We start from the raw sequence: 23,879 nt of genomic DNA on the forward strand, positions 1-23,879 counted from the left end.
GCAATTTCCTGCTGTTTTTTTATATTATATAAAGTAATAAATGGAGAGGGGCGAATAAGTTGAAGACGAAACAGGAAATGAGAAAAGAGATGAAGGAAAAGTTACGTTCAATTGATAAAGAAACTTTAGACCAGTGGTCTAAGGAAATTACTGAGCAAGTTCTCACTTTACCTGAATGGAAGAATGCAAATATGATTGGAATCACTATTTCAGGGGAGTATGAAGTCAATTCAAAATATTTAATTGAAAAAGCGTGGGAATTAAATAAACGAGTGGCTGTACCAAAATGCCATCCAAAAACAAAAACCATGACATTCCGTGAAATCACATCCTTTTCTCAATTAGAAGTAGTCTATTATGGCCTCCAAGAACCAGTTGAAGAACAAACATCCGCCGTTATACATAATGAAATCGATCTATTATTCGTGCCTGGCCTTAGTTTTGAAACAAAGGGATACCGCTTAGGTCATGGTGGGGGTTATTATGATCGGTATTTAGCTCAATATCAGGGAGAAACAGTTTCTTTAGCATTCCCTGTACAGGTTGTAGACGAAATCCCTGTCGAGCCTTTTGATATCCCAGTCCAGAAAATCGTAACAAATAAAAGGGTCATCGAAACAAATGGTTAATCTTCTTATCCAAATCATTGCTTCCATAGTTGTAGCAGTATTAGGATATAAACTTAAATCATTAACTATAAGTGGAGCTGTCGGGACAATTCTTGTTGGTAGCGCCGTGTCGATTGGATTTGGTTATCGGGGCCTGCTTTTGTTAGGCGTCTTTTTTGCGAGCTCAAGTTTATGGAGTAAAATCAAAGCTAGAAATAAAAGCAATCTCAATAATAAGAGTGCAAAAGGAGAACAGCGGGATATTGTTCAAGTTTTTGCGAACGGTGGTGTCGCTGCCTTTACAAGCTTAATGTTTGCTTTCACTGACTCAATCTTTTGGCTTGTCTTCTTTGTTGGATCAATCGCAGCTGCCAATGCTGATACTTGGGCTTCGGAAATTGGAACACTAAGTAAAAAAAAGCCAATTTTACTAACGAAATTGAAGCGGGTTGATACGGGGACATCCGGAGCAGTTTCTGTCTTAGGAACGTTTGCGGGCTTTTTGGGTTCTTTGCTTATTAGTTTTATTTCATTTCTAGTGTGGCCAGAGCTTTCACTTTTTCTGTTTCTTGGACTAACCGCGATCGGCTTTTGCGGCAATCTAATTGATACGATTTTAGGAGCGAGTATTCAAGTTGTTTATAAATGTCCTGTCTGTGGAATAGAAACTGAAAAAAAGTTCCATTGCGAAAAACAAACGACCTATTTAAAAGGCTTGCGGATTTGCGATAATGATGTTGTGAACTTTTTATCAATCCTTCTGGCATCAGGACTTGGGACATATTTCTTTTTTCTTTTACTAGGATAAAATGAAAGAGATAATCAAAAAGTATAACTAGGAGGGATGAATATGTTAAGCTTATTGACCCGAATAGCTCTACTTTTTGGTGGGATATATGCAGTCTACAGGTACCGATATCGCATATTTAATCGCGTTTTCGGCAATCCTGCCGTTCGTCGTGTTGCTATCAGTACCTCGATGAAAATCCCATTTATTCGTAACAAAATGATACAAACAGCCTTCCGATAAATGAAAGAACCTGTTGATTTTCAACAGGTTTTTTCAATTTTGAAACAGAAATTTGGTAACGGAAAAAGAAAAACGTTTATAATAAATATAATACCCATTGAAAGAGGGGGGATTTGGTGTTTACACAGGATTATCTTTTTTGGAAAATGATAAAGGGGCTTCAGGCAGAAGGTGGCTATCGAATTCTCCAATTATCGAAATCGAATAATGAAATTTGGTTAGAAACGATGCAAAAGAACAAGCCAAGAATTATTCGCATCCTTCGACATGATTTAGATTGGAGCAATTGGATGCAGCGGGATATGGAACTTACCGCCCGACGATTGGAACAGCTTAGAAAACGTCTATTTGCCCGTAAATTAGAAGCTCTTAATATTTACATAACGACATACCCACCTGTTGATGACTGGAGATTTCGGTTAGAACAACCACTCCTTGCGGGTGCAAAAGGCTTAACTACCTTACGAACTGTTTTAATGAATTCTGAACATAAAGAAACAGGACTAAAAGAAGTTTCAACACTTGTTCATACCGATTTTACAATTGATGACTCAATTTATATTGATCTTGAAACAGTTGAAAACATCAAGCAGGAGGTCATTTCGGTTGCGAATAAGCGAATATCGAGTGAAAAGCAAATTTTCCAAAATGGAAAGCCTTTTTTTACATATATTTTAATTGCGATTCAATTAGTGATGTTTGCCATTTTAGAATTTAATGGTGGAAGTACAAACACGGAAACCTTGCTTAAATACGGGGCAAAGGAAAACTTCCGAATCTTAAATGGTGAATGGTGGCGTTTTTTCACGCCAATGATTTTACATATCGGATTTCTTCATCTCCTAATGAATACCTTTGCGTTGTATTATTTGGGAGCAGAGGTAGAGCGACTATACGGGAAACTAAGGTTCTTATGGATATATGTGTTCGCCGGATTTGTAGGAAGTCTTGCAAGCTTTGTTTTTAACGCAAATATTTCTGCTGGGGCTTCTGGGGCTATTTTTGGATGTTTTGGAGCATTATTATTTTTTGGTGCTGCATATCCCTCTTTGTTTTTTAGAACGATGGGCCCCAATGTAATTGGAATTATTATCATAAACCTTGTCCTTGGATTTATGATTCCTGGTATTGATAACTCAGGGCATATTGGAGGTTTAGTTGGTGGCTTTTTAGCAGCGAGTATTGTTCATTTACCAAAACGTAAAGAATTTGCGAAACGAGTAGGTGGCCTGGTCGTAACATTGGTCACTGTAGGTGCGCTTGTTTATGCAGGATATGTGATTCAGCCGCACTCCGATAACCCACGTTTTGTCGTCCAAACTGCTCAAGAATATATACAAACGAATGAGATTAACAAGGCGTATGAGATGCTAAAAAGTGCAGAGGAAGACGGGACTGACTCACCAGAAGTTTATTTTTATCTTTCCTATACTGAAATCAAGCTTGGAAAACTTGAAGATGCTCGCGATCATTTACTAATCGTCACTCAAAAGGCACCAGATATCTCAGAAGCACATTATAATCTAGCCCTTATTTATGTTCAGTTGCAAGAATTTGAAAATGCAAGAGATGCAGCAGAACGGGCTGTTGAACTTGATCCAGAAAATGAAAACTATCAAGAACTTATCAATGAAATAAAAAACATGGAAAATCCAATGTAAAAGTGTCTCATTTGAGGCACTTTTCTTTATTTACCCTGAATAAGTATTATTTTCCAATTTTACGTCAAAGATGGATTAGTAGCCTATAACGAAGCAAACTAGAGGTCTTTGTATGTGATTGGAGTGATACTCATGGGAAATGAAAAAGAAGAGCCAAAACATCCGGTCTCATTGAATTTAGAAGAAAATCGGAATTATTTAAAAGAAGCTCTTGGTGTCGACAAAAGCTTTGACGTGATTCAAATCGATGTCGAATACGCTGGCAAAGACATGTCAATGTTTTTAATTGATGGCCTTATAAAAGATGATATTTTACATTTATTGCAAAAATTTCTTGCGAAGCAAGACGAGAATACTTTTAAAATAGATGGGTTAGAAAAACTACTAAAGACGTATATTCCGTATGTAGAAGTGGAAAGCACAGATGACCTAGATAAGGTTGTCGACATGGTCCTTGCAGGTCCAACTGCTCTAGTAATCGAGGGCATTGAAAAGGTTATTTTAATAGATGCTAGAACCTATCCAGTAAGGGGCCCAGAAGAGCCTGATACAGAACGAGTAGTCAGAGGATCAAGGGATGGCTATGTCGAGACGATTGTCTTTAATACTGCATTAACGAGAAGAAGAGTCCGGGACAAATCCCTCCGAATGGAGTATATGCAGGTAGGGAGACGTTCAAAGACAGATATCGTGATCAGTTATATTGAAGATATTGCTGATCCAGAACATATTAAAGAAGTTAAAGATGCCATTTCAAAGATTGATACTGATGGTTTGCCGATGGGTGAAAAGACAATTGAGGAATATATTTCAGGACGACATTATAATCCATACCCGGTCGTAAGATATACGGAAAGGCCAGATACAGCAGCTGCCCATCTATTCGAGGGCCATATTATCGTCATGGTTGATGGTTCACCGAGTGTTCTCATAACGCCTACATCTTTTTGGCATCATATGCAACATGCTGAGGAATATCGAAACAGCCCAGTAACCGGTTTGTACTTGCGTTTGGTTCGATATATTGGCGTGTGGGCTTCATTATTTTTGTTACCAATTTGGTATTTATTTGCTGTTCATCCTGAACTATTGCCGGATAATCTTAAATTTATCGGCCCAAATGATGATGGCAGATTACCATTGATATTACAGTTCTTTCTAATCGAGATTGGAATCGATTTGTTGCGAATGGCAGCCATTCATACCCCGACCGCCCTTGCTACAGCACTAGGGCTTGTCGCTGCCATGTTAATTGGACAGGTTGCAGTTGAAGTTGGGTTATTTACAAATGAGGTTATTTTGTACCTTGCAATTGCAGCAATTGGTACCTTCTCAACACCAAGCTATGAGATGAGCCTTGCAAACCGCTTAGCTAGACTATTTTTCTTATTGACGACCAGTATATTTGGAGTAATTGGATTTGTCGGAGGAATTACACTATGGATTCTTTATTTAGCACGAATGAAATCATTTAATGTTCCTTATTTATGGCCGTTTATTCCATTTTCGTTGAAAGGATTTAAGGACGTTTTATTCCGTGCTCCTATTCCGTTAAAGAGAAATAGACCGAAGATATTACATCCAAAAGATCCGGATAAATAATAATGTTTTAGGAGTGTTCACTGTAAAATTGAGCACTCCTTTTACATTTTTATGGACTTTCATGAGAAAGACTTGCGTGTTTCTATTTTTTTAAATAAGCTAGTATCATATTGTGGAATGCAGAAGGTGAGAAAGTGAAAACAATTTATGATATCCAACAATTTTTAAAAAAATTCGGCACAATCATTTATGTTGGTGACAGAGTTGCCGACCTTGAATTAATGGAGACTGAAATACAAGAGCTTTACAATTCACAGCTCATTGAAACAAAGGATTATCAATTAGCTATTTTTCTACTCCGCCAAGAAATTGTCTGGGAAACCGAAAAAAGAGCGAAAAACAAATAAACAAAGGAATGGAATACAAATGGAAAATTTATTAATTGGTATTGATTTAGGTGGAACAACAGTCAAACTTGCCTTTATCACACAGGAAGGTGAGATTGTTACAAAATGGGAGATTCCAACCGATAAATCTGGAGCAAAAATTATCCCAGATATTGCAGAAGCAATTGAAGCTAAAATGAACGAACTTAAGCTTTCAAAAGAACAATTTGCTGGTGTAGGGATGGGTGCACCTGGTCCAATACATTTTGAAGAGGGCGTTATCTATAAAGCAACCAATCTAGGCTGGAGAGAGATGTATCCCCTTAAAGCAGAGCTTGAAGCAAATATTGGGTTGCCTACAGTTGTCGATAATGATGCAAATGTCGCTGCTATCGGTGAAATGTGGAAGGGTGCAGGTGAAGGCGCAAAGGACTTACTTTGTGTAACGCTAGGAACGGGTGTCGGCGGAGGAATTATCTCTAATGGTAACGTTGTTCGAGGAGCCAATGGGGCAGGTGGAGAAATTGGCCATATCACCTCCTTGGTTGATGGTGGTGCTTTATGTGGCTGTGGAAAGACGGGCTGTATCGAAACGATTGCATCCGCTACTGGTATTGCACGTTTGGCAAAAGAGGCCATTCAGGGTGGAAACGAATCAAGTGTCCTTCGAGAACAATTTGAACAAACGGGAGAAGTCACTTCAAAGGATGTCTTTGAAGCAGCAGGTAAAGGGGACCTTCTAGCCCAAGAAATCATTGACAATGTAACAACGCATCTAGGCTTAGCTTTAAGTCATGTTGCAAATGGACTAAACCCAGAAAAAATCGTTATTGGTGGCGGTGTCTCAAAAGCAGGTGAGCTTTTATTGCTTCCATTAAGAAAACAGTTTAATCGTTTTGCGTTTCCAAGGGTAGCAGAGGCTGCTGAAATCACCATTGCCACATTAGGAAACGATGCGGGTGTAATAGGTGCTGCTTATTTGGCTAAAAATAACCAATAAATAGGAAAAAGAGATTTCACAATGAAATCTCTTTTTTTACATTTTTGTTAGAATATTTAAAAGATTGTTACTTTTAATTACTATGAAACTTTCTAGTCAACTAAACGTCTTATATGTATATACATAATGTACATCTATATGATTCTATAAAATTAAGTTGTTTGGATGATTGATTTTTGGTAAAAAAAGTATTAAGATTATCTTTAGATTTTTCTAAAATACCTAAAAATGGAAATAAAATACATCGATTTTTGGTGCTCCGCGGTCTTGAAAACAAGGAGGTATATTGATGATTACGTCATCAACGTTATCCAAATCAAAGTTCATCTTTTTAGCTGCATGTATGCTTTGGATAAAAACATATATCGTATATAAAACTAGCTTTGATATAAAAATAGAAAACTTGATGCAAGAGTTTATTTTACTGATAAACCCATTGAGTTTCTTATTGCTGTTCTTTGGTATTTCGTTTTTTATTAAGGAAAAGCATCGAACTAAGTTTATTATTTTTGCTAGTTTACTATCTTCATTTGTGTTATTTGCCAATGTTGTCTTTTACAGATTTTTCAACGACTTTTTGACTCTACCTGTTCTTTTCCAAACAAGTAACATGGGGGATTTAGGAACGAGTATTACAGGAAATTTAAAGGCAACTGATTCACTTCTGTTCATTGATGTGGTTATTCTAATTTTAATAAATAAATTTAAACCAAGCTTTTCTGCCGCTGAAGTAATCACGAAGAAGGAGAGAAGATCCTATTTCATCCTTGTTGCAGCTATATTCTTTTTTAATCTTGGTTTAGCAGAAGCACAGCGACCACAGTTATTGACAAGAACCTTTGACCGTGAAATGTTAGTTAAGAATATCGGGACATACAACTATCAAATTTATGATATTGTCCTTCAATCAAAATCTTCCGCCCAACGAGCTTTAGCCGACAGTAGTTCATTTATTGAAATCGAGAACTACTTAAAAGCGAATCAAAAGGAACCAAGCGAGAAATTTGGGATTGCACAAGGAAAGAATGTCGTTGTGATTTCAATGGAATCACTACAAAACTTTGTCATTAATGAAACCATTGATGGGGAAGAAATCACGCCATTCTTGAATGATTTTATAAAAGATAGTTATTACTTTGACAATTTTTATCATCAAACAGGTCAAGGAAAGACTTCCGATTCAGAGTTTTTATTAGAAAATTCATTATATCCACTTGGGCGTGGAGCCGTATTTTTTACCCATGCTAATAATGAATTTACAGCAACTCCTGAATTTATTAAGGACTATGGATATTTTTCATCCGTCTTTCATGCGAATAATAAGACTTTCTGGAATCGCGATATCATGTATGATTCCCTTGGCTACGATGAATTTTTTGATGTAGAAAGCTATGAGGTTACAGAGGAAAATTCAATTGGATGGGGCTTAAAGGATATCGATTTCTTTGAACAATCCATTGACCTATTAAAGTCACAGCCACAGCCGTACTACTCGAAATTTATTACATTAACAAACCACTTCCCTTTTGAACTTGGTGAAGAGGATAAAATGGTAAATGAATTTAATTCAAACTCAAGAACATTGAACCGTTATTTTCCAACCGTTCGCTATATGGATGAGTCTATAAAAATCTTTATTGAACGACTTAAAGAAGAAGGAATGTATGAAAATACAATATTTGTCCTTTATGGAGATCACTATGGAATTTCTGAAAACCATAATAAAGCGATGGCACATTTCCTAGGGAAAGAAGAAATCACTCCATTTGATTCCATTCAATTGCAAAAGGTACCATTAATCATTCACATACCTGGAGTGACAGATAAGAATCCACAAGTTATTTCAACTGTATCTGGACAAATTGATTTAAAACCAACCATCTTAAATCTGCTTGGAATGGATATACGTAATGACGTTCATTTCGGTAGTGATTTATTTTCTAAGGAAAAAATTCCATTGACTGTCTTACGTGATGGTAGCTTTATCACAGATAAGTATGTATATACGAAAAATGCTTGTTATGATAATGCAACAGGGGAAGAGGCAGAAATTAGCTATTGTGAGCCTTACATGGAAAAAGCAGGGCTAGAATTAGATTACTCAGATGAGATTGTCTATGGAGACCTTCTCCGTTTCTATAATGGAACATCTTATCATGAACCTGTCCCTGAAGAGTTTAAAGAATAAGTAGTTAAGAGCCTTGGCCAATTAGGTCAAGGCTTTTCCAATGGCATGAAGTACATCCCCTTGCTCATAAAATGGTAGGAGAGGCTAACAAGGAGGTATTAGGAGTGAAGGTAACTGTCCGTCCAGGAGACACGTTCTGGTATTACAGTCGATTGTTTGCTATCCCTACTCATTTATTAATTGACTCAAATTTACATTTGAATATAAATAACTTGCAGGTTGGGGCAGAAGTAAATATTCCAGGTTTTCTTTTAAAACAGCATAGAATTGTTGAAGGTGATACGTTATGGAAGTTGGCGAAATCTCGTACACTTATGGCAGATGCCTTATTTTTAGTGAATCCAGGAATAATTGCGGAAAATTTAGATGTTGGCCAAATGATTCTGATTCCAGAACGAGTGGTTCAACCGATCGTAAATGGAAATCGGGAATACGATTTTGCTGACATGATGAATGATATAGAACAATTAAAGACCATTTATCCATTTCTTCAAACCCGGTCTATTGGTAAAAGTGTATTAGGAAAAGATCTGCTTGAGCTTCGAATTGGAAGAGGAGCAAAAAAGGTTCATTGGAATGGGTCCTTTCATGCAAATGAATGGATTACAACAAATGTCATTATGACCTTTATAAATGAGTATTTGCTTGCGTTAACCAATATGTCACCAATAAGGGGGTTTTATGTAGAGCCATTCTATTTGGAAGCATTCTTATCGATAGTCCCTATGGTGAATCCGGATGGTGTGAATTTGGTGCTGAATGGTCCTCCTGAACAGGAACCATATAGACAGGAAGTTGTGAAGGTTAACAATGGAAATCTTGAATTTAAAGACTGGAAAGCCAATATTCGCGGTGTCGATTTAAACAATCAATTTCCGGCAAATTGGGAGATTGAAAAAGAACGAAAGGAACCGAAATCACCTGCACCCCGAGATTACCCAGGAGATGCTCCATTAACTGAGCCTGAAGCAATCGCGATTGAAAAACTAACAAGAGCCTCAAACTTTAATCGTGTTCTAGCCTTTCATACTCAAGGAGAGGTTATTTATTGGGGATATGAGGGATTAGAACCATCAGAGGCAGGAACCATAGTGAACGAATTTTCGAGGGTTAGTGGATATAGAGCCGTTCAAACAATAGATAGCCATGCAGGGTATAAGGATTGGTTTATCCAAGAATGGAGGAGACCAGGGTTTACATTCGAATTAGGAGAAGGCGTTAATCCGCTACCGCTTTCTCAATTTGATGAAATTTATCAGGAGACTCTCGGAGCATTTTTAGCCTCCTTGTATATGTGAAAACGCTCTCTAAAAAAGTCGGTGAAAAGGCCGGCTTTTTTCCTTGCGCTGAAACTTTTTAGCGTGCATAATCGTATTATCTGTTAAGGGAAACAATAGAACGTGGAACTCTATTTAGAAGCTAAAGAGGTGTTTTGGAGTTGGTGAGAAATTTAATATTCTTTTTTATGTTTCTTTTTCTACTGGCTGGCTGTAATTCTCATCAACCTTTTGATACAAGTGATGCGCCAAATAGTAGGAATAAGAATGTCACAAAAGGTCCTGTACCTACAGAATTCTTTGGAGAAAATCAAGAGGTGCAGCCACTTGAACTCCGTGGGGAAGAATTCAATAGTGTGGGCGAATGGTATGATGATGAAAGCATCCTCTATGTTACTGATGATAATGGAATTTCAAAAATATATAAGTATCATTTGTTTACAGGTGAAAAGGAACTGTTCATTCAAACCTCTGCCCCTGTGCTGACAATGAAGGCAAATGAGGACCATTCCATGTTTTTAATACATACATCAGATTCTCAAAATATGGCGAAGTTAACGGCAGTAGATAAAGAGGGAACCGTGCAATTTGAATGGGAAATCAATTCCTTTGATTTGTTTTACAGCTGGAATCCTTATCATCCAAGTGAGGTATTCGTAACGTCTTTTTTAGAAGATTGGTCGTTTCAAACTCATTTGGTGAACATTCAGGCCGAGGAAAAAACGAAATTTGAGGTCTTTCAGCCTTTTATTCAATGGGTTAGTCCGAATACGATATCATATTTAAAATGGGACCAAAACGAGTTAGATTACTTTGCACCACTTTATTCGTATCATTTAGATACAAAAACAGAAGGACTCTTATTTGAGGATATTATTTCGTTTTCTACCTTTAAAGACCTACTTGTTACGTATGAATTAATTCAAGGCGAGGAGGCGTTTGCGAAGGTTGGCCTTTACAATCCCGAAAAGAATAAAAAACTATATGAATTTGAAATGCCACTCTTAAGTGACTACTCGAAATGGTATATTCCTTCGGCCGATTATGTCGTCGAACAAAAGAAATTCTACTCATTTCAGCCATATTCAAATGGGGCATTTGATACGTATGGAGAAAAATTCGAATTAGTTTCCTACGATATTAGTACAAGGAAAGAAGAGGTCATCCTTGAAAAGGTGGATGATCAACCCCTTAACTTCTCTCCAAATGGTTTCTTATGTTTATATGGATTTCAATTTGAGAAGATCATTGATATGAGGACCAAAAAAATAACAGACCTTGTACTATTTTAAGGACAAATGAAAAAGCCATCGTTTCTGATGGCTTTTAAATCTTTTTTATCTTAGTGAGCAGTTGGGAAACCATGTTTCCAGATTGTCATGATTGTGAACCAGCCTAATACTAAAAAGATACCTGTAGAGAATAATAAGGCTAAAAGGTTCTTATCGCGTAAAGAACGAATAATACCAAATGCAGCTAAAATTACAATTAGTGAAAAGATAATCATTAGACCCATGTGACTTACCCCCTTGCTATAATCAATGTTACATGTAAAAGCGCGCCTTTCCTTTTAAATATTCATTACTATTTTTCCCCATAGCATGAAAATTTACAACATCCCATCAAATAACTCATGAAAAATGTTGCTCCAAAAGGCTGAAAACCCTTTATGTAAAAGAAATAGATAGATTCAATCTATATTCTAATCGTTTTATACGTATTTGTCGAGGAGGAAAAAGTGACACTTTCAAGACAAATTACCATTTAGGCAAAACCTCAAGTGCATTTGTTTAAGTGCTTTTTCGTTTTCAATTGATAGTGTAGAATAAAGGGTAGATTAAAAAGTATCGGAGGGAAAGTTATGAAGTGGCAAAGGATTCCGTTAGGACCCTTACAAACAAACGCGTACATTTTGACCAATTCAAACAAGGAGTGCGTCATCTTTGATCCGGGTGGAGATGGTCAAAGATTAAATACGATATTAAGGCAACAGGGACTTACACCAGTTGCAGTTCTTTTAACACATGCTCATTTCGATCATATAGGTGCCATTGACGATGTAATCGCTAATTGGGATGTTCCTGTGTATATTCATGAGAAAGAGAAGAATTGGCTGAAAGACCCTGCTTTAAATGGGTCAGCTTATTTTATTCCTGGGCAAGAAATCTTATCAAAAGCAGAACCAACCATCCTTCCAAAGGAAGGAAGTCTTGTTGTAAGTGATTTTCATTTAGACCTTCATTATACGCCAGGACATTCACCGGGAAGTGTTTCGTATTATTGCAAAGAACTTGGAGTTGTTTTTTCAGGAGATGCCTTATTCCAAGGTAGTATCGGGAGAACAGACTTACCAGGCGGAAGCCATGAACAATTACTTAGCAGTATTCATAAAAAGCTTCTCACATTACCAGAAGAAACAATTGTCTTATCTGGGCATGGACCCGAAACAACGATCGAAGCTGAAATGGACTCAAATCCGTTTTTAAATGGGTTTTAAACACTAAACACAGAAAAGGTCTAACTCCGGTAGAGTCAGACCAATTCTTTGGGGATGTTTTTAACATTAAGAATTCCTTCCTAATGTCAATACTTATATATCCGTATAATGGGAGGGATATTGTAAGCTACTAAATTTACAATATAATAATATAAACACTGTGTCAATGGTGAAAAATAGTAAAAGGTGAGCATATGCTAGACATATTAAAAGATGCCATTCAATCATCTTCAAACAAACAGATAACATATGAACAGTTTATGAATACAGTCCTATATCATGAAAATAAAGGCTATTACATGAAGGACCAAGTAAAGGTTGGAAAAGAAGGAGATTTCATCACAAGCAGTAATATCTCCAATGTCTTTGGCAAACTGTTTGCAACCCTTTTTCATAAGCTTATTGCTCTCGAAAAGATTCCACCATATATCTGTGAAATCGGTGGTGGAAATGGTAGGTTTGCAAAGGCTGTTCTTGACGAATTACAAGATTCCTATATTGATACGTTTCAAAAGATAACCTACATCATTATTGAAACAAGTCCTTACCATCAACGTTTGCAGCAGGACATTCTACCTGTAGGCAAAAAAGTGATCCAATATCAGAGTCTTGATGAAGCTAAAAGAGATTTCCCGATTTTTCATGGAATTGTGTTTTCTAATGAATTGTTTGATGCTTTTCCGGTAAGAGTGATTGAGAAAAAGGATCATAATCTATATGAAGTGAACATCACACTAACAGAGGAAGAGCAATTAACCGAAATTCTTACACCACTTACCGATGAAGGAATTAAGAAATATATAAATACGAATAAGATAGTACTGACTAATGGACAAAGAATTGAAATTCCACTTCAAATGCTTTCCTACCTAGAAGACCTATCCAGCCTTCTTGGGGATGCTGTTGTCTTCACAGTTGATTATGGGTATACGAATGCTGAATGGGAAGAACCTGCAAGAAAGAGGGGGAGTCTGAGGGGGTACTACAATCATCAATTAATACATAACCCACTCGAGCACCCAGGAGAAATGGATTTAACAACTCATATTCATTTTGACGCGCTTGTTACATATAGTTCCAAACTTGGACTTGAACTAGTGAAGAAATGTAGACAGGATGAATTTTTATTGGAAGCGGGAATTTTAACGTTTTTACAGGAGAATTTTGATCCCAATCCCTTTTCAGAAAAAAGTAAACAAAATCGAGCGATTCGTTCTCTTATCATGGATAGTGGAATGAGTGCAGCATTTCATGTTCTCATACAGCAAAAAAATGTAAAAGTATCTTGGGAAAATATCTTCCAAGGCAAATAAAAAAGCGATGTTTCCATCGCTTTTTTTTAGTGACCTCCACCAAGTGGCATCATAAATGTGGTGTAGTAAGAGAAGGCACAGAAGAAAACAGTTAAATATGCGCCAAACACGTAAATGTACATTCTTTCAGACAATTTTAAATAGCTTAAAAGGACGAAAAATCCGGTTTGTGCAAAGAAAATTAGTGCTAGAACATCCATACCACCAACGTAGAACATTACTGCAAATATACCTGTCCAAAAACCTAAAACTCGGTACATACGTTCCATATGTATATTTCCCCCCCTTAGACATGATTTAACATCACTTTTATTATTATAATGTAACGATTACACAAATGTAAACATTACTTTGCGACAATTGCGTGATAACTGCAAGAATTACAACCAAGAATGATATTTTCTGACTCCTCCAGCACCACATCGTCAAAGAGTAAATTAAACATTCCTCTTAGAAATGCATGATGCATTCCACAAACCGCTTCAAAGTTTTCTTGAGCAATTTCTCTAAATGGACAATTATTAATCTTTAAGAAGATTTTTGTCTTATCCTTATTATGGTCTAAATCTGGATAAAAACCCGCAACTGTGGATGCCTTTTTTAAAATATCAAGCTTTTGATCAAAGGTAAGCTCATGGATTGAAACTGGGATTTGATGATTCACTAGTTCCTCCCCGAATCTTCTACCTGTTAGTTCAAGTGCTTGTTTTCCCACATCACCAAGTGTTGCCATCGTTTCAATTGCAATTTTTGAAAGTAGTTGATAATCGCGAAACGGAAAATTAATTTGAATGTGATCATTTGATAGTCGATAAAGACGACTCGGTCTGCCACCTTTTCCAGTTTTCTTCGCTTCTGAAACAAGCATATTGACATCTTCAAGCTTGGTTAAATGAAGTCTTGCTACATTCGGATGTATTTCAAATTCTTCTGCGATTTCTTGAACGGTGACATCTTCATTTTGTTTAATAATGTATTGGTAAATATAATAACGGGTTGGATCTGCTAAAACGTTCGTTATCTTCAGTGTTTGTTCCACCGTCTTCACTCCTTGCGACCCTATTGATACCCCAATTATATTACAGTTAATTACCATCAATAAGTGATTTATATCACTTGTAGATAAAAGTTCATAAATAAACAAACATTATTTTTAAGCATAATTGGTATACTTAGCAAAAAACGAACATACAATGTATTGATTCCTCCTAATAATAGATTCAAATTTCCACCAAAATACAACCCTAATGGCAGGGGTTGTATTTTTATTTTTGTGAGAAGTTCACAATTTTTCATGTTCAAATAAAGTTCACAAATATTTTTTTCAAAAAAGAAGGAGTTTGTAGATATTTGTTGAAATATGTTACCTGCAAGAGAAAAAAATATAATAAAAGTTCAAAAAGGAGTGAATTATTTGAGTGAAATCGAACAACTAGGTGACCAATTGATCGAGGATGCTTGGTCAATGAATGTATCAGACATCCATTTTGTTCCGAAAATCAATGATGCCGTGGTTCAATACCGACTTGATAGCGATTTGTTCAATAAGCAAACCATTCCAAAGGATGTTTGCGAACGGTTAATTTCCCATTATAAATTCCTTGCTGGAATGGATATTGGAGAAAGGAGACGACCACAGAACGGTGCAATTACCTTAAATCTAAAAGGCATAACCATTAACCTTCGATTGTCTACACTGCCCACACCTTACAACGAAAGTCTAGTCATACGTATCCTACCTGAAACACCAACCTATTCTCTTGCCAATCTATCGCTTTTTCCGACTATGACAACTAAACTTCTTTCATTATTGAAGCATTCACACGGGTTAATTATTTTTACTGGACCAACAGGATCAGGTAAAACAACCACCCTCTATTCCTTACTACACGCAACGAAGAAGCTTTTCAACCGAAATATCATTACATTAGAAGATCCCATTGAAAAACAAAGTGAAGAAGTACTACAGGTTCAGGTGAATGAAAAAGCCGGAATCACATATGCACATGGCTTGAAGGCTATTTTGCGTCATGATCCCGATATTATCATGGTGGGCGAAATAAGGGATTCAGAAACGGCAAAAATTGCTGTGCGAGCAGCTCTCACAGGTCATTTGGTCCTCTCAACAATGCATACTAGAGATACAAAAGGTGCGATTTATCGGCTGTTAGAATTTGATGTATCCTTGCAGGAAATTGAGCAAACGTTAATAGCAATCGCAGCACAAAGGCTTGTTGATCTCAAATGTCCATATTGTGAAGGGAAATGTTCCCCACAATGTAAAAAGTACCGAAAAGTAAGACGAGTGGGGGTGTACGAGCTTTTGAATGGACATGCCCTGACTGAAGTAATGAAGGAAGCGAGAGGTGACAAAGCTGACTACCGCTATGAAAAGTTAAGGGACGTCATCAAAAAAGGAATTGCCCTTGGATACTTATATCCCGATGCGTTAGAAAGATGGGTTGTCAATGATACCAAGGAAAAGAAATAAAAATTGGACCTTAAAGGAACAATCATTATACCTGAGTAGGATCGGTGATTTACTTGATCAAGGCTATTCCTTTGAACAAGCCTCACAATTCCTTTTGTTCCAGTTGCCGAAGAAACACAGCAGTGACATTGAAGTAATCATTGAAAGCTGTAAACAAGGTGAATCCTTATATACTGCCTTTAGTAAGGTGGGATTTCATAAGGATATACTTGGTTATTTGTATTTTGCCGAGCAGCATGGCGATATTTCATTTGCACTTCGTGAAGGAAGTACAATGTTACAGAAAAAGATTACCCATGCTGAAAAAGGAAAAAAAATAATTCGCTACCCACTCGCTTTATTATTGTTTGTTGGATTCATGTTTACCATGATTGAAAAAATCCTTTTACCGCAATTTAAAAGCTTATTTACCTCGATGAGTTATGAACAGACGTTGATTTCTAAACTTTTATTAAGGCTCCCTGAACTTAATCGATATTTATTCCTCATTATCGGTTTACTAATAATTATTGGCCTCACATACTATTTTCTTCATTTTCAAAAACTTACCCCAGTGGAAAAAATGAAGCTTCTCTTAAAGATTCCCATTTTAAAAAAAGTAACGATTATGTTTAATTCCCATTTCTTTTCCGTGCAACTTAGTAACTTATTAAAAGGTGGATTATCGATTTTTCAAGCATTAACCATGTTTGAACAGCAGCTTCACTCGCCTTTTTTTCGAGAGGAAGCAAAGGAAATGAAACAGCTTCTACGAGCGGGTAATCGTTTCGAGGACATTTTGAGAGTGCGAGAATATTATGAGGCAGATTTAGCAATGGTTATTTTACATGGCCAATCTAACGGAAATTTAGCCAGCGAACTTCAGCATTATAGCCAATATGTAATGGAAAAAGCCGAGGAAAAAGTAACAAGATTATTAGCAATCGTACAACCAATCCTATTTGCGACTATCGGAATTATCATCATGTTGATGTACGCCGCCATCATGGTACCAATGTTTCAACTTTTAAATGGAATATAGAAAGGAAGATGTAGATGAAATTGAAAAATCAAAAGGGGTTTACCCTTGTGGAAATGTTAATTGTGTTATTAGTCGTATCGATTTTGCTTTTGATAACCGTGCCCAATGTGACGAAGCATAATTCAGTTATTAAAAATAAAGGGTGTGATGCACTAGTGAAAATGGTTGAAGCGCAGGTGCAGGCGTATGAGTTGGAAAATGACAAGACCCCAACAGAACAAGATTTAACGGATGATAAATATCTTAAAGATGGCATCCCAGCTTGTCCAAATGGTGACACCATTACAATTGATGGAAATGGAAAAGTTGCACAAGTTGAAAATACAGCCTCTACTCAACCATAAAGGCTTCACCCTCATCGAAGCCTTGGTTGTCCTATCAATTGTGATTGTCATTTCCTCGATAAGTCTACTGCAGCTTAGACCTCTACATGAATCTAAAAAGATAGATCATTTTCTAGAACAGCTGCAAAATGATATTTTTTACAGCCAACAATATGCAATCAGTCATAATGAATCAACAAGGCTTTATTTCAGTGCCAGCGGGTCATATTATGAGCTTAGCAGTGCGAAATCAAATGATGTGGTTTTTGTTCGAAAGATTGACCCGGCGATTCGTATCGTTATTACCACACTGGGGTCGAGATTGGTTTTTACAAGTAATGGGAATATTCAGCGGTCGGGGGAGATCTGGTTTTTGTATAGGGATACCAAATATACTGTAACGTTCTTGTTGGGAAAGGGTAGGTTTTATGTTAGTAAGGAATAAGCGAGGCTTTACATTAGTAGAGATGCTCCTTGCAGTCTCGATTTGGCTTATGCTTTGTGCAACACTCCTTCCGCAGCTATTACTTATCATGACAGAACGAAAAAACACCGAAATCTATAATATGGGGAGACAATTATTATCAGAGGAGCTCAATAAGGACTACAACGGTGATGAATCAAATCTAGATAGGATCATAAAAAACGGGGTTACCTATCTGTTTTCAAAAACATTTAATGAGGAGCTTCAAAAATGGGAGCTTTGTATAACATGGGAGGACAAGCTTTCAAAAACGTACGAAAGATGTGGATATCTACATGGTGAGTAATGATAAGGGCTTTACTTTGGTTGAGATGTTAGTAACTTTCTCAATTCTGCTAGTCATTCTTTCATTTATTACACCATTCCTTAGTGTCGTGTTCCGAGACAATAATGAACAGTTCAATAAACTTGAATGGCAAATTTTAATTCAACAAATGAAAATGGAAGTGCGTGAAGCAAGTGAAATTACCGTATCAAAAAATAAGTCAGTGTTGTTTAAAAATGCGGCAGGTGAGTTAGTGAGTTTCGAAAAATACAATGACAAAATAAGAAGAAGGGTAAACGGAAAAGGTCATGAGGTGTTACTTCAGCAAATAACGGGTGTGACATTTGAGTCGAAAACAAATGGTTTTTTAATTTCAGTGGTAACCGTTGATGGGAAAACGTATCAAGCCATTATTTCGGCATTTACAACAATGGAGGTTAATGATATATGAAAAATGAACAAGGTTTTATCCTCCCCGTTACAATTGCGATTTCTTTTTTATTTTTTCTTGTGTTCACGTTTCAAGTAAATGCGTATATGACGGAAAATGGTTTTTCAAAAGAGACAGAGGAAATATTCATATTGGAGAACCTAATGGAATTAGGGGTTAGCGAGATACAGGCTAGATTAGTTGAAGATGAAGAAAGCTCAGGAATAACTGGTTCTCTCAACTCTCCAACCGGTACAATTTCGTATACTGTTGTCCCATTAACGACAACAACATCACAAATTACCATCTCTTGTACAACAAAGGAACAGCGCAAATATAGTGCACGTTTTGTATATGATTATGAGAAAAAAGCGATAGGTTCTTGGATTGAATTACGTTAAGACAAACATGGATGTTTTTGTTATAATTTAGAAAAATCGAGTGGACGCATACGAGGCCGCATTTTTAGGAGAGTAGAGAAATGAAAGCCGTTTATTTAACAGGATTTATGGGAGCAGGAAAAACAACGATCGGACAAAAACTTGGACAAGTCTTACAGTTGCCGGTTATTGATACGGATCAATTTATTGAGAAAAAGATAGGTAAAAGAATTGCTGATATTTTTTCAGAAGAGGGTGAGCAAACCTTTCGAGACTATGAACGCTCATTTCTAAAAGAAATACCAACAGATGATATCGTGATCACAACCGGTGGAGGAATTGTCATTCAAGAGGAAAATCGTCAGTGGATGATGCAAAATGGTCACGTTATTTTCTTATACTGTGACATTGATCGAATCTTTGAGCGTGTTCAGTTTGACCCATCTCGACCATTGTTTGATTCAGAGAAAAAGGAAAATACAAGTAAACTTTATAGTGAGCGAATGCCTTTCTACAATGAAGCACATTATAAAGTTGACACAACTGAAAAAAATCTAGACGAAGTTGTCGATGACATAGTGTCGTGGTTACATTTGCAAAAAGATGGAAATAATAATATCAGTTAAGGCCTCCGGCAGATGCTACAGATTTTCAAAGGAAATTTCGAGCAAGCTCGAATAATCTGGGCACAAATACGCCAAGGCGCATTTGATTAGAGGCAGGTGTTATTATGTCTACAAACGATTATGTAAAGTTTGTAACCCAACAGATTGTCAAGACTTTAGACCAGCCAAAAGAGGTACGTAAGGCTACAAAAAAGCAGCGTAAGGAAGAACAACCTCCACTAACCAATCGGTGGTTTGGAATTATGCCGCTTGCGGTGTCCCTCATGTTCAAAAAGAACCAAAAAGAAGAGAGCTGACAGAGTCATATTGTCGGCTCTCCTTTTTGATTAATACCAGAAACCGCCGCCATACGGGTAGAATGGTGGGCGATAAAATGGATATCCTCCATAACCACCATAACCTCCATAGAAATACGGATTGAAAAGGGCACTTCCAACAAGTCCTCCAACTAATCCGCCAACTAAAGGTGCTCCCCAAAAAAACCGTCCAGGTCTGCCAAATCCAAAGCCATATGGTCTTCTATATGGTCCCATCTAATTACCTCCTGTTTTTGATTTCCCACTACGGGCACGTGATATTTCTTTTTACCGTGATTGGGCTAGAATTGCTCCTTATTCTTGCCTCACTAACATGGATATGTAACCATAGCCTAAAAGTAGTGGGCGTTTGTCCACATTTTGAAAATTTTTTCGTTAACCCAGATTTCATGGAGTATCGTTTCTATTCACAAGCATTTGGTAGTATGATAGAGTAATAGGTACTTGTAAAGATAGGATGTTCAAAAAGTCCGGTGAAAATGACACGTCGAATTTCTGCGTTGGCTTGCTTTTCCGTTCCTCACGTATTTAATGCATACGCTCCGGTACTCAAAGCTGCGCCGCCTTGAACTTCTTGGTCCTTTTCATCCTCCTTTTTGAACTTTATTTAAAGGTAGGAGTGACAGGTTAAATGACTACAAAAAATGAAAAAATTGTTGATCAATTGAATCGACCTCTACGTGATTTGCGCATTTCTGTCACAGATCAATGCAATTTCCGTTGTTCGTATTGTATGCCTAAAGAAATCTTTGGGGATGATTATCAATTCTTGAAACAAGGAGAATTATTATCCTATTCTGAAATAGAAACTTTGACAAGAAGCTTTGTCAAACTTGGTGTGCAAAAGATTCGGTTAACAGGTGGAGAACCGTTAGTTCGAAAAAATGTCCATGAGCTTGTTGAGCGTTTAACTCATATAGAAGGTATTGAAGATATTGCCCTCACGACAAACGGCATATTCTTGCCGAAATATGCAAAGCAATTGAAAGAAGCGGGGCTACAGCGTGTAAACGTTAGCCTTGATGCAATGGATAACGATATTTTCAAAGGAATGAATGGTCGTTCCGTAGGAGTGAAGCCCGTATTAGCGGGGATTGAAGCAGCTCAGGAAGCTGGTCTTCATGTGAAAATGAATATGGTTGTCCGAAAAGGAAAAAATGATTCACAGATTTTACCGATGGCACGATTTTTTAAAGACAAAGGAATCGCGCTTCGTTTTATCGAATTTATGGATGTTGGAACGACTAATGGTTGGAATTTTGATCAAGTCGTTTCGAAAAAAGCAATCCATGACTTAATCCATAGTGAAATGCCATTGGAACCTGTCGATGCCGATTATTTTGGGGAAGTAGCGAAGAGATATCGTTATGTAGGTACAGATGTGGAAATTGGTTTCATATCATCTGTTACAGAATCCTTCTGCTCAAGCTGTACCCGAGCGCGAATTTCCGCAGATGGAAAGCTGTATACATGCCTGTTTGCAACGGCTGGCCATGATTTAAGGTCATTAATTCGTTCAGGTGCATCCGAAAGTGAGATTGATGAAACCCTGAAGTCGATTTGGCAAGTAAGACGTGATCGATATTCAGATGAACGAACAGAGGAAACTGCGAAGAAACGTAAGAAAATTGAAATGTCTTATATAGGTGGATAAATGGAAAAGAGGTGCCTTATTTCGCACCTCTTTTTCGATATCTAGCTTCAGGCGCCATCGGCTCGAGGTCATAAGCCAATCGCTTCGGAAGGTAAAAATCACCTTCTGCCAGCGCTCGTCTTATGCTTGTCGCCGATAGGCAGGCGCCTTGCGCTTTTCAATTCATCATGCTGTAGATCTTTCGGTTCTACCTGACCTAACTAACCAGCGGTGTATAGGTATCTCAACTAATGTAATAACAAGGGCTGTTAAGATAGCGCCCCAAAGGGTAACCCTAGCACCATCGTAAAACAAGGAAAGAAAATATACTACAAGGGCTGCAGTTACAAAATCGGCAATATCTGTCATCACCGTTTTATCTCTTCTAAGCATCGCTTTCTCCATTAAATAACCAAGAATAGCTAACAGTACGCCAATACCGATTGGCTGATACCATGCAACTAAATCAACACTATCAAAAATGCCAGAACAAATGGCTACTATTAAAGGTAATAAAATTAATTTCATAATAAAGTTAGACATAGTATTTACACCTCCTTTATTCGGTATTTTTCACATAATAGATGGATTATATGTAAAAGCACTATCGGTCTGTTTCCACAACGGTAATATTCTTAACTCGTTCAGTCTCTGGTTCAAACGTGATATTTACAAAAACACCGAATTCACGATTATCCTCTTTCAGCCAAAGCTTGAAACGTTCAACATACATCCCATTCTTCTTATGTCTTCCTACATGTAAATAATCAACAATTTGAGCCGAAGGATACCGTTTCTTAGTCTCCTCCATCGCAAGCTTTCCCCATTTTGCATACTCTGGGACTGGCTTTTTTTGCTCAGCAGATATAGCTCCAGATTCATTGTTGATAAAAACAGTCGGGGTTAATAATAAACAGAAGCAACATCCAATCAAAATCTTGCGCAACACACACAGCACCTCACTTTTACTTTAGATTTCCCTGCGGTAGGAAAATTTATGCAGCTTAATGGAAAGGTATGGTATTATGAGAAAAAAGGGGGAGTGCTAATGGGCAGGCTGTTTAAAATATCGATTAGATTTCTTATTTTACTTGCTTTGATCGGCTGTAGTAATGAAAGCAACACTACAAAGAAAGCAGATGGTGTGCTGACTCCGGTCAAACAAAATGAGAGAAATACACAAATAATTAGTTCACTTGGGTTTGATACACTTTTAATGTACGACCTTAAAATAAAAAATGAAGATATAAAGATGATTCATGTTTGGGTTGAGCATTATAAAAATGGAGAAAAACAAGAAGATATCGCACGAGGTGCGACCGCAACTAACGAAGATATGACATTGGCTGCCGCCAAAATGAATTTTAACTTGGATGACAACACTACATATGCCCGGTGGACATTATCGATGACAGACGGCACAGGTTCTTCCACGATGCAGTCCCCAGTTCTGGAAGTTGATACATCGATTGGCACTGCTCAAACTCAGATCGCTGATAAAATAAATATTGAAGCAGAAAAGCCACAAGCACTTGCGTTAATAGTTAAGGATGGCTCAAACGGTATAAGAGTTGGCTTGGATGAAGATGTTATTGAAGACACAGTAAAAGAAAACGATGAAGTGTATATTGTAAGGGTAATGATTAGCAAAACTGAGGATTACGAATAAAAAGCGATCTATAGCAGATCGCTTTTTTGTGTTACCGTTCTGCATGATTTGGTACTTCTACGCGCATATTAACTTTATGTGAAAAGTTAGCAGGTAGGAGGAAAATCATGCGGAAACGAATTTTTATTTTTGCGATTTTGCTACTTAGTACAATATTACTTGTCAGTTGTAAAGGAGACGACAAGGCAAAAGAACAAGAGAAAAAAGAAGATCCAAAAACAACCAAAATTCAACAAGCTGACGAACAAATCATGAATCTGGGTTCTTTAGGCTTTACAACCGAAGCTCTCGTTAAAAATTGGAACGAAGCTCAAACAGAAATGAAGGATTCCGATAAAATTGAACAATTGAATGTAAGAAATGGAGAATTTAAACACGATGTCAACAACGGAATGATTCTTGAAGGAATCGTAAATGAAACAACAAATGAAGTAGTTCGTTTATCAATCGTGAAAAAAGACATAGAGTCAGACAATCTCAGCACTACGTTAGATAAATATGAGGATACAATTGCTGCATTCTTCTTACTTGTTGCCGTTACAAACACAGAAGAGGCAGTAAAAGAAGAGGACATTGGAAAAGTCACATATAAATTAGGGCTTCTTCGCGACAAGGATAAAAAAATCAACGGAACCGCAACCCTAAACAACATCACTTATAAAGCCCAAGAAAATGAAAGAGGTTTAGTGATTTCAGCGGTGGAGAAGAAGGATTAAATAGGAAAAGCGACCTGGGGGT

At 37.1% G+C, this 23,879-nt stretch carries 30 protein-coding genes; 24 read left to right on the plus strand and 6 right to left on the minus strand.

Features of this window, described 5'->3' with window-relative positions:
• Positions 1 to 59 precede the first annotated feature (59 nt).
• From ACFSFW_RS21770 to ACFSFW_RS21815, 10 genes are all read left to right on the plus strand, one after another.
• Entirely contained in the window at positions 60 to 629 is a 570-nt protein-coding gene (locus ACFSFW_RS21770) for a 5-formyltetrahydrofolate cyclo-ligase (RefSeq protein WP_388041318.1), read from the plus strand.
• A complete protein-coding gene (locus ACFSFW_RS21775) occupies positions 622 to 1,416 on the plus strand; it encodes a DUF92 domain-containing protein (RefSeq protein ID WP_388041321.1) in 795 nt (264 codons plus the stop codon). The genes ACFSFW_RS21770 and ACFSFW_RS21775 overlap by 8 nt, the downstream gene beginning before the upstream one ends.
• Before the next feature lie 42 nt (positions 1,417 to 1,458).
• On the plus strand, positions 1,459 to 1,638 hold the full coding sequence (gene yqgO, locus ACFSFW_RS21780) for a protein YqgO (protein ID WP_099352267.1): 180 nt from the start codon (positions 1,459 to 1,461) through the stop codon (positions 1,636 to 1,638).
• Between the two features lie 116 nt (positions 1,639 to 1,754).
• Positions 1,755 to 3,299, plus strand: a complete 1,545-nt coding sequence (locus ACFSFW_RS21785) for a rhomboid family intramembrane serine protease (RefSeq protein ID WP_388041324.1) — start codon at positions 1,755 to 1,757, stop codon at positions 3,297 to 3,299.
• 132 nt (positions 3,300 to 3,431) lie between these two features.
• A complete protein-coding gene (locus ACFSFW_RS21790) occupies positions 3,432 to 4,901 on the plus strand; it encodes a spore germination protein (protein WP_388041325.1) in 1,470 nt (489 codons plus the stop codon).
• A gap of 134 nt (positions 4,902 to 5,035) precedes the next feature.
• Positions 5,036 to 5,248: a YqgQ family protein gene (locus ACFSFW_RS21795; RefSeq protein ID WP_099352270.1), complete on the plus strand. Its 213-nt coding sequence runs from the start codon at positions 5,036 to 5,038 to the stop codon at positions 5,246 to 5,248.
• 19 nt (positions 5,249 to 5,267) lie between these two features.
• The gene (locus ACFSFW_RS21800; RefSeq protein ID WP_388041328.1) at positions 5,268 to 6,227 is read left to right on the plus strand and encodes an ROK family glucokinase; all 960 of its coding nucleotides are present in this window, start codon (positions 5,268 to 5,270) and stop codon (positions 6,225 to 6,227) included.
• Between the two features lie 292 nt (positions 6,228 to 6,519).
• Complete coding sequence (locus ACFSFW_RS21805) at positions 6,520 to 8,415, plus strand: LTA synthase family protein (RefSeq protein ID WP_388041411.1); 1,896 nt, start codon at positions 6,520 to 6,522, stop codon at positions 8,413 to 8,415.
• Positions 8,416 to 8,519: 104 nt separating this feature from the next.
• Entirely contained in the window at positions 8,520 to 9,713 is a 1,194-nt protein-coding gene (locus ACFSFW_RS21810; RefSeq protein WP_304218599.1) for a M14 family metallopeptidase, read from the plus strand.
• Between the two features lie 143 nt (positions 9,714 to 9,856).
• Positions 9,857 to 10,984, plus strand: coding sequence for a YqgU-like beta propeller domain-containing protein (locus ACFSFW_RS21815; RefSeq protein WP_388041331.1), 1,128 nt, complete (start codon positions 9,857 to 9,859; stop codon positions 10,982 to 10,984).
• Between the two features lie 50 nt (positions 10,985 to 11,034).
• Here the strand turns inward: ACFSFW_RS21815 and ACFSFW_RS21820 are convergent, their stop codons facing one another.
• Positions 11,035 to 11,208: a DUF2759 domain-containing protein gene (locus ACFSFW_RS21820; RefSeq protein WP_010678113.1), complete on the minus strand. Its 174-nt coding sequence runs from the start codon at positions 11,206 to 11,208 to the stop codon at positions 11,035 to 11,037.
• 345 nt (positions 11,209 to 11,553) lie between these two features.
• On the opposite strand from ACFSFW_RS21820, the gene ACFSFW_RS21825 reads away from it, so the two are divergent.
• Both ACFSFW_RS21825 and ACFSFW_RS21830 read left to right on the plus strand, forming a co-directional pair.
• Complete coding sequence (locus ACFSFW_RS21825) at positions 11,554 to 12,189, plus strand: MBL fold metallo-hydrolase (protein ID WP_388041334.1); 636 nt, start codon at positions 11,554 to 11,556, stop codon at positions 12,187 to 12,189.
• Between the two features lie 194 nt (positions 12,190 to 12,383).
• Positions 12,384 to 13,502, plus strand: a complete 1,119-nt coding sequence (locus tag ACFSFW_RS21830) for a class I SAM-dependent methyltransferase (RefSeq protein ID WP_388041336.1) — start codon at positions 12,384 to 12,386, stop codon at positions 13,500 to 13,502.
• 26 nt (positions 13,503 to 13,528) lie between these two features.
• Here the strand turns inward: ACFSFW_RS21830 and ACFSFW_RS21835 are convergent, their stop codons facing one another.
• A complete protein-coding gene (locus ACFSFW_RS21835; RefSeq protein ID WP_099352277.1) occupies positions 13,529 to 13,771 on the minus strand; it encodes a DUF2626 domain-containing protein in 243 nt (80 codons plus the stop codon).
• 77 nt (positions 13,772 to 13,848) lie between these two features.
• A complete protein-coding gene (locus ACFSFW_RS21840; RefSeq protein ID WP_099352278.1) occupies positions 13,849 to 14,541 on the minus strand; it encodes a helix-turn-helix transcriptional regulator in 693 nt (230 codons plus the stop codon).
• Positions 14,542 to 14,916: 375 nt separating this feature from the next.
• Between ACFSFW_RS21840 and comGA the strand changes: the two genes are divergently transcribed.
• From comGA to ACFSFW_RS21885, 9 genes are all read left to right on the plus strand, one after another.
• Positions 14,917 to 15,993, plus strand: a complete 1,077-nt coding sequence (gene comGA, locus ACFSFW_RS21845; RefSeq protein WP_388041340.1) for a competence type IV pilus ATPase ComGA — start codon at positions 14,917 to 14,919, stop codon at positions 15,991 to 15,993.
• Positions 15,971 to 17,014, plus strand: a complete 1,044-nt coding sequence (gene comGB, locus ACFSFW_RS21850; protein ID WP_388041343.1) for a competence type IV pilus assembly protein ComGB — start codon at positions 15,971 to 15,973, stop codon at positions 17,012 to 17,014. The genes comGA and comGB overlap by 23 nt, the downstream gene beginning before the upstream one ends.
• Before the next feature lie 14 nt (positions 17,015 to 17,028).
• Positions 17,029 to 17,358 carry a competence type IV pilus major pilin ComGC gene (comGC, locus tag ACFSFW_RS21855; RefSeq protein ID WP_304218576.1) on the plus strand — a complete coding sequence of 110 codons (330 nt, stop codon included), beginning with the start codon at positions 17,029 to 17,031 and terminating at the stop codon, positions 17,356 to 17,358.
• Positions 17,312 to 17,782, plus strand: coding sequence for a competence type IV pilus minor pilin ComGD (gene comGD / locus ACFSFW_RS21860; protein ID WP_388041414.1), 471 nt, complete (start codon positions 17,312 to 17,314; stop codon positions 17,780 to 17,782). The genes comGC and comGD overlap by 47 nt, the downstream gene beginning before the upstream one ends.
• Positions 17,766 to 18,107, plus strand: a complete 342-nt coding sequence (locus ACFSFW_RS21865) for a prepilin-type N-terminal cleavage/methylation domain-containing protein (protein WP_388041347.1) — start codon at positions 17,766 to 17,768, stop codon at positions 18,105 to 18,107. Before comGD ends, ACFSFW_RS21865 begins: the two co-directional genes overlap by 17 nt.
• Entirely contained in the window at positions 18,097 to 18,537 is a 441-nt protein-coding gene (gene comGF, locus ACFSFW_RS21870) for a competence type IV pilus minor pilin ComGF (RefSeq protein WP_388041350.1), read from the plus strand. The genes ACFSFW_RS21865 and comGF overlap by 11 nt, the downstream gene beginning before the upstream one ends.
• Positions 18,534 to 18,917, plus strand: coding sequence for a competence type IV pilus minor pilin ComGG (gene comGG / locus ACFSFW_RS21875; protein WP_388041352.1), 384 nt, complete (start codon positions 18,534 to 18,536; stop codon positions 18,915 to 18,917). The genes comGF and comGG overlap by 4 nt, the downstream gene beginning before the upstream one ends.
• Positions 18,918 to 18,997: 80 nt before the next feature.
• Positions 18,998 to 19,522 carry a shikimate kinase gene (locus tag ACFSFW_RS21880; protein ID WP_388041354.1) on the plus strand — a complete coding sequence of 175 codons (525 nt, stop codon included), beginning with the start codon at positions 18,998 to 19,000 and terminating at the stop codon, positions 19,520 to 19,522.
• A 104-nt stretch (positions 19,523 to 19,626) separates the two neighbouring features.
• Complete coding sequence (locus ACFSFW_RS21885; RefSeq protein ID WP_388041355.1) at positions 19,627 to 19,818, plus strand: YqzE family protein; 192 nt, start codon at positions 19,627 to 19,629, stop codon at positions 19,816 to 19,818.
• 30 nt (positions 19,819 to 19,848) lie between these two features.
• Here ACFSFW_RS21885 and ymaG read toward each other — a convergent pair whose 3' ends face one another.
• Complete coding sequence (gene ymaG, locus ACFSFW_RS21890; protein WP_304218561.1) at positions 19,849 to 20,055, minus strand: inner spore coat protein YmaG; 207 nt, start codon at positions 20,053 to 20,055, stop codon at positions 19,849 to 19,851.
• A gap of 415 nt (positions 20,056 to 20,470) precedes the next feature.
• Between ymaG and moaA the strand changes: the two genes are divergently transcribed.
• Complete coding sequence (gene moaA / locus ACFSFW_RS21895; RefSeq protein WP_388041358.1) at positions 20,471 to 21,493, plus strand: GTP 3',8-cyclase MoaA; 1,023 nt, start codon at positions 20,471 to 20,473, stop codon at positions 21,491 to 21,493.
• Positions 21,494 to 21,658: 165 nt separating this feature from the next.
• On the opposite strand, the gene ACFSFW_RS21900 is transcribed toward moaA, so the two are convergent.
• Positions 21,659 to 22,015: a DUF2512 family protein gene (locus ACFSFW_RS21900; protein WP_388041360.1), complete on the minus strand. Its 357-nt coding sequence runs from the start codon at positions 22,013 to 22,015 to the stop codon at positions 21,659 to 21,661.
• Between the two features lie 61 nt (positions 22,016 to 22,076).
• Positions 22,077 to 22,418, minus strand: coding sequence for a YqzG/YhdC family protein (locus tag ACFSFW_RS21905; RefSeq protein WP_388041417.1), 342 nt, complete (start codon positions 22,416 to 22,418; stop codon positions 22,077 to 22,079).
• Positions 22,419 to 22,520: 102 nt separating this feature from the next.
• On the opposite strand from ACFSFW_RS21905, the gene ACFSFW_RS21910 reads away from it, so the two are divergent.
• Positions 22,521 to 23,141 (plus strand): YgaN family protein, encoded by a 621-nt coding sequence (locus tag ACFSFW_RS21910; RefSeq protein ID WP_388041362.1) that lies wholly within the window; start codon positions 22,521 to 22,523, stop codon positions 23,139 to 23,141.
• A 107-nt stretch (positions 23,142 to 23,248) separates the two neighbouring features.
• Positions 23,249 to 23,857: a hypothetical protein gene (locus ACFSFW_RS21915; protein WP_388041365.1), complete on the plus strand. Its 609-nt coding sequence runs from the start codon at positions 23,249 to 23,251 to the stop codon at positions 23,855 to 23,857.
• Positions 23,858 to 23,879: the final 22 nt, after the last annotated feature.

Origin of the sequence: Ferdinandcohnia salidurans (assembly GCF_042680725.1) — a bacterium.
Lineage (GTDB): Bacteria > Bacillota > Bacilli > Bacillales > Bacillaceae_L > Ferdinandcohnia > Ferdinandcohnia salidurans.

Excerpts from the sequence above, each read along its gene's own strand:
- ACFSFW_RS21790 (WP_388041325.1), top strand. The coding sequence starts at position 3,432 with ATGGGAAATGAAAAAGAAGAGCCAAAACATCCGGTCTCATTGAATTTA.
- ACFSFW_RS21800 (WP_388041328.1), top strand. The coding sequence starts at position 5,268 with ATGGAAAATTTATTAATTGGTATTGATTTAGGTGGAACAACAGTCAAA.
- comGC (WP_304218576.1), top strand. The coding sequence starts at position 17,029 with ATGAAATTGAAAAATCAAAAGGGGTTTACCCTTGTGGAAATGTTAATT.
- ACFSFW_RS21915 (WP_388041365.1), top strand. The coding sequence starts at position 23,249 with ATGCGGAAACGAATTTTTATTTTTGCGATTTTGCTACTTAGTACAATA.
- ymaG (WP_304218561.1), bottom strand. The coding sequence starts at position 20,055 with ATGGGACCATATAGAAGACCATATGGCTTTGGATTTGGCAGACCTGGA.
- comGF (WP_388041350.1), top strand. The coding sequence starts at position 18,097 with ATGGTGAGTAATGATAAGGGCTTTACTTTGGTTGAGATGTTAGTAACT.
- ACFSFW_RS21900 (WP_388041360.1), bottom strand. The coding sequence starts at position 22,015 with ATGTCTAACTTTATTATGAAATTAATTTTATTACCTTTAATAGTAGCC.
- ACFSFW_RS21835 (WP_099352277.1), bottom strand. The coding sequence starts at position 13,771 with ATGGAACGTATGTACCGAGTTTTAGGTTTTTGGACAGGTATATTTGCA.
- moaA (WP_388041358.1), top strand. The coding sequence starts at position 20,471 with ATGACTACAAAAAATGAAAAAATTGTTGATCAATTGAATCGACCTCTA.
- comGG (WP_388041352.1), top strand. The coding sequence starts at position 18,534 with ATGAAAAATGAACAAGGTTTTATCCTCCCCGTTACAATTGCGATTTCT.
- comGB (WP_388041343.1), top strand. The coding sequence starts at position 15,971 with ATGATACCAAGGAAAAGAAATAAAAATTGGACCTTAAAGGAACAATCA.
- ACFSFW_RS21885 (WP_388041355.1), top strand. The coding sequence starts at position 19,627 with ATGTCTACAAACGATTATGTAAAGTTTGTAACCCAACAGATTGTCAAG.
- yqgO (WP_099352267.1), top strand. The coding sequence starts at position 1,459 with ATGTTAAGCTTATTGACCCGAATAGCTCTACTTTTTGGTGGGATATAT.
- ACFSFW_RS21830 (WP_388041336.1), top strand. The coding sequence starts at position 12,384 with ATGCTAGACATATTAAAAGATGCCATTCAATCATCTTCAAACAAACAG.
- ACFSFW_RS21775 (WP_388041321.1), top strand. The coding sequence starts at position 622 with ATGGTTAATCTTCTTATCCAAATCATTGCTTCCATAGTTGTAGCAGTA.
- ACFSFW_RS21880 (WP_388041354.1), top strand. The coding sequence starts at position 18,998 with ATGAAAGCCGTTTATTTAACAGGATTTATGGGAGCAGGAAAAACAACG.
- ACFSFW_RS21825 (WP_388041334.1), top strand. The coding sequence starts at position 11,554 with ATGAAGTGGCAAAGGATTCCGTTAGGACCCTTACAAACAAACGCGTAC.
- comGD (WP_388041414.1), top strand. The coding sequence starts at position 17,312 with ATGGAAAAGTTGCACAAGTTGAAAATACAGCCTCTACTCAACCATAAA.
- ACFSFW_RS21865 (WP_388041347.1), top strand. The coding sequence starts at position 17,766 with ATGTTAGTAAGGAATAAGCGAGGCTTTACATTAGTAGAGATGCTCCTT.
- ACFSFW_RS21820 (WP_010678113.1), bottom strand. The coding sequence starts at position 11,208 with ATGGGTCTAATGATTATCTTTTCACTAATTGTAATTTTAGCTGCATTT.
- ACFSFW_RS21910 (WP_388041362.1), top strand. The coding sequence starts at position 22,521 with ATGGGCAGGCTGTTTAAAATATCGATTAGATTTCTTATTTTACTTGCT.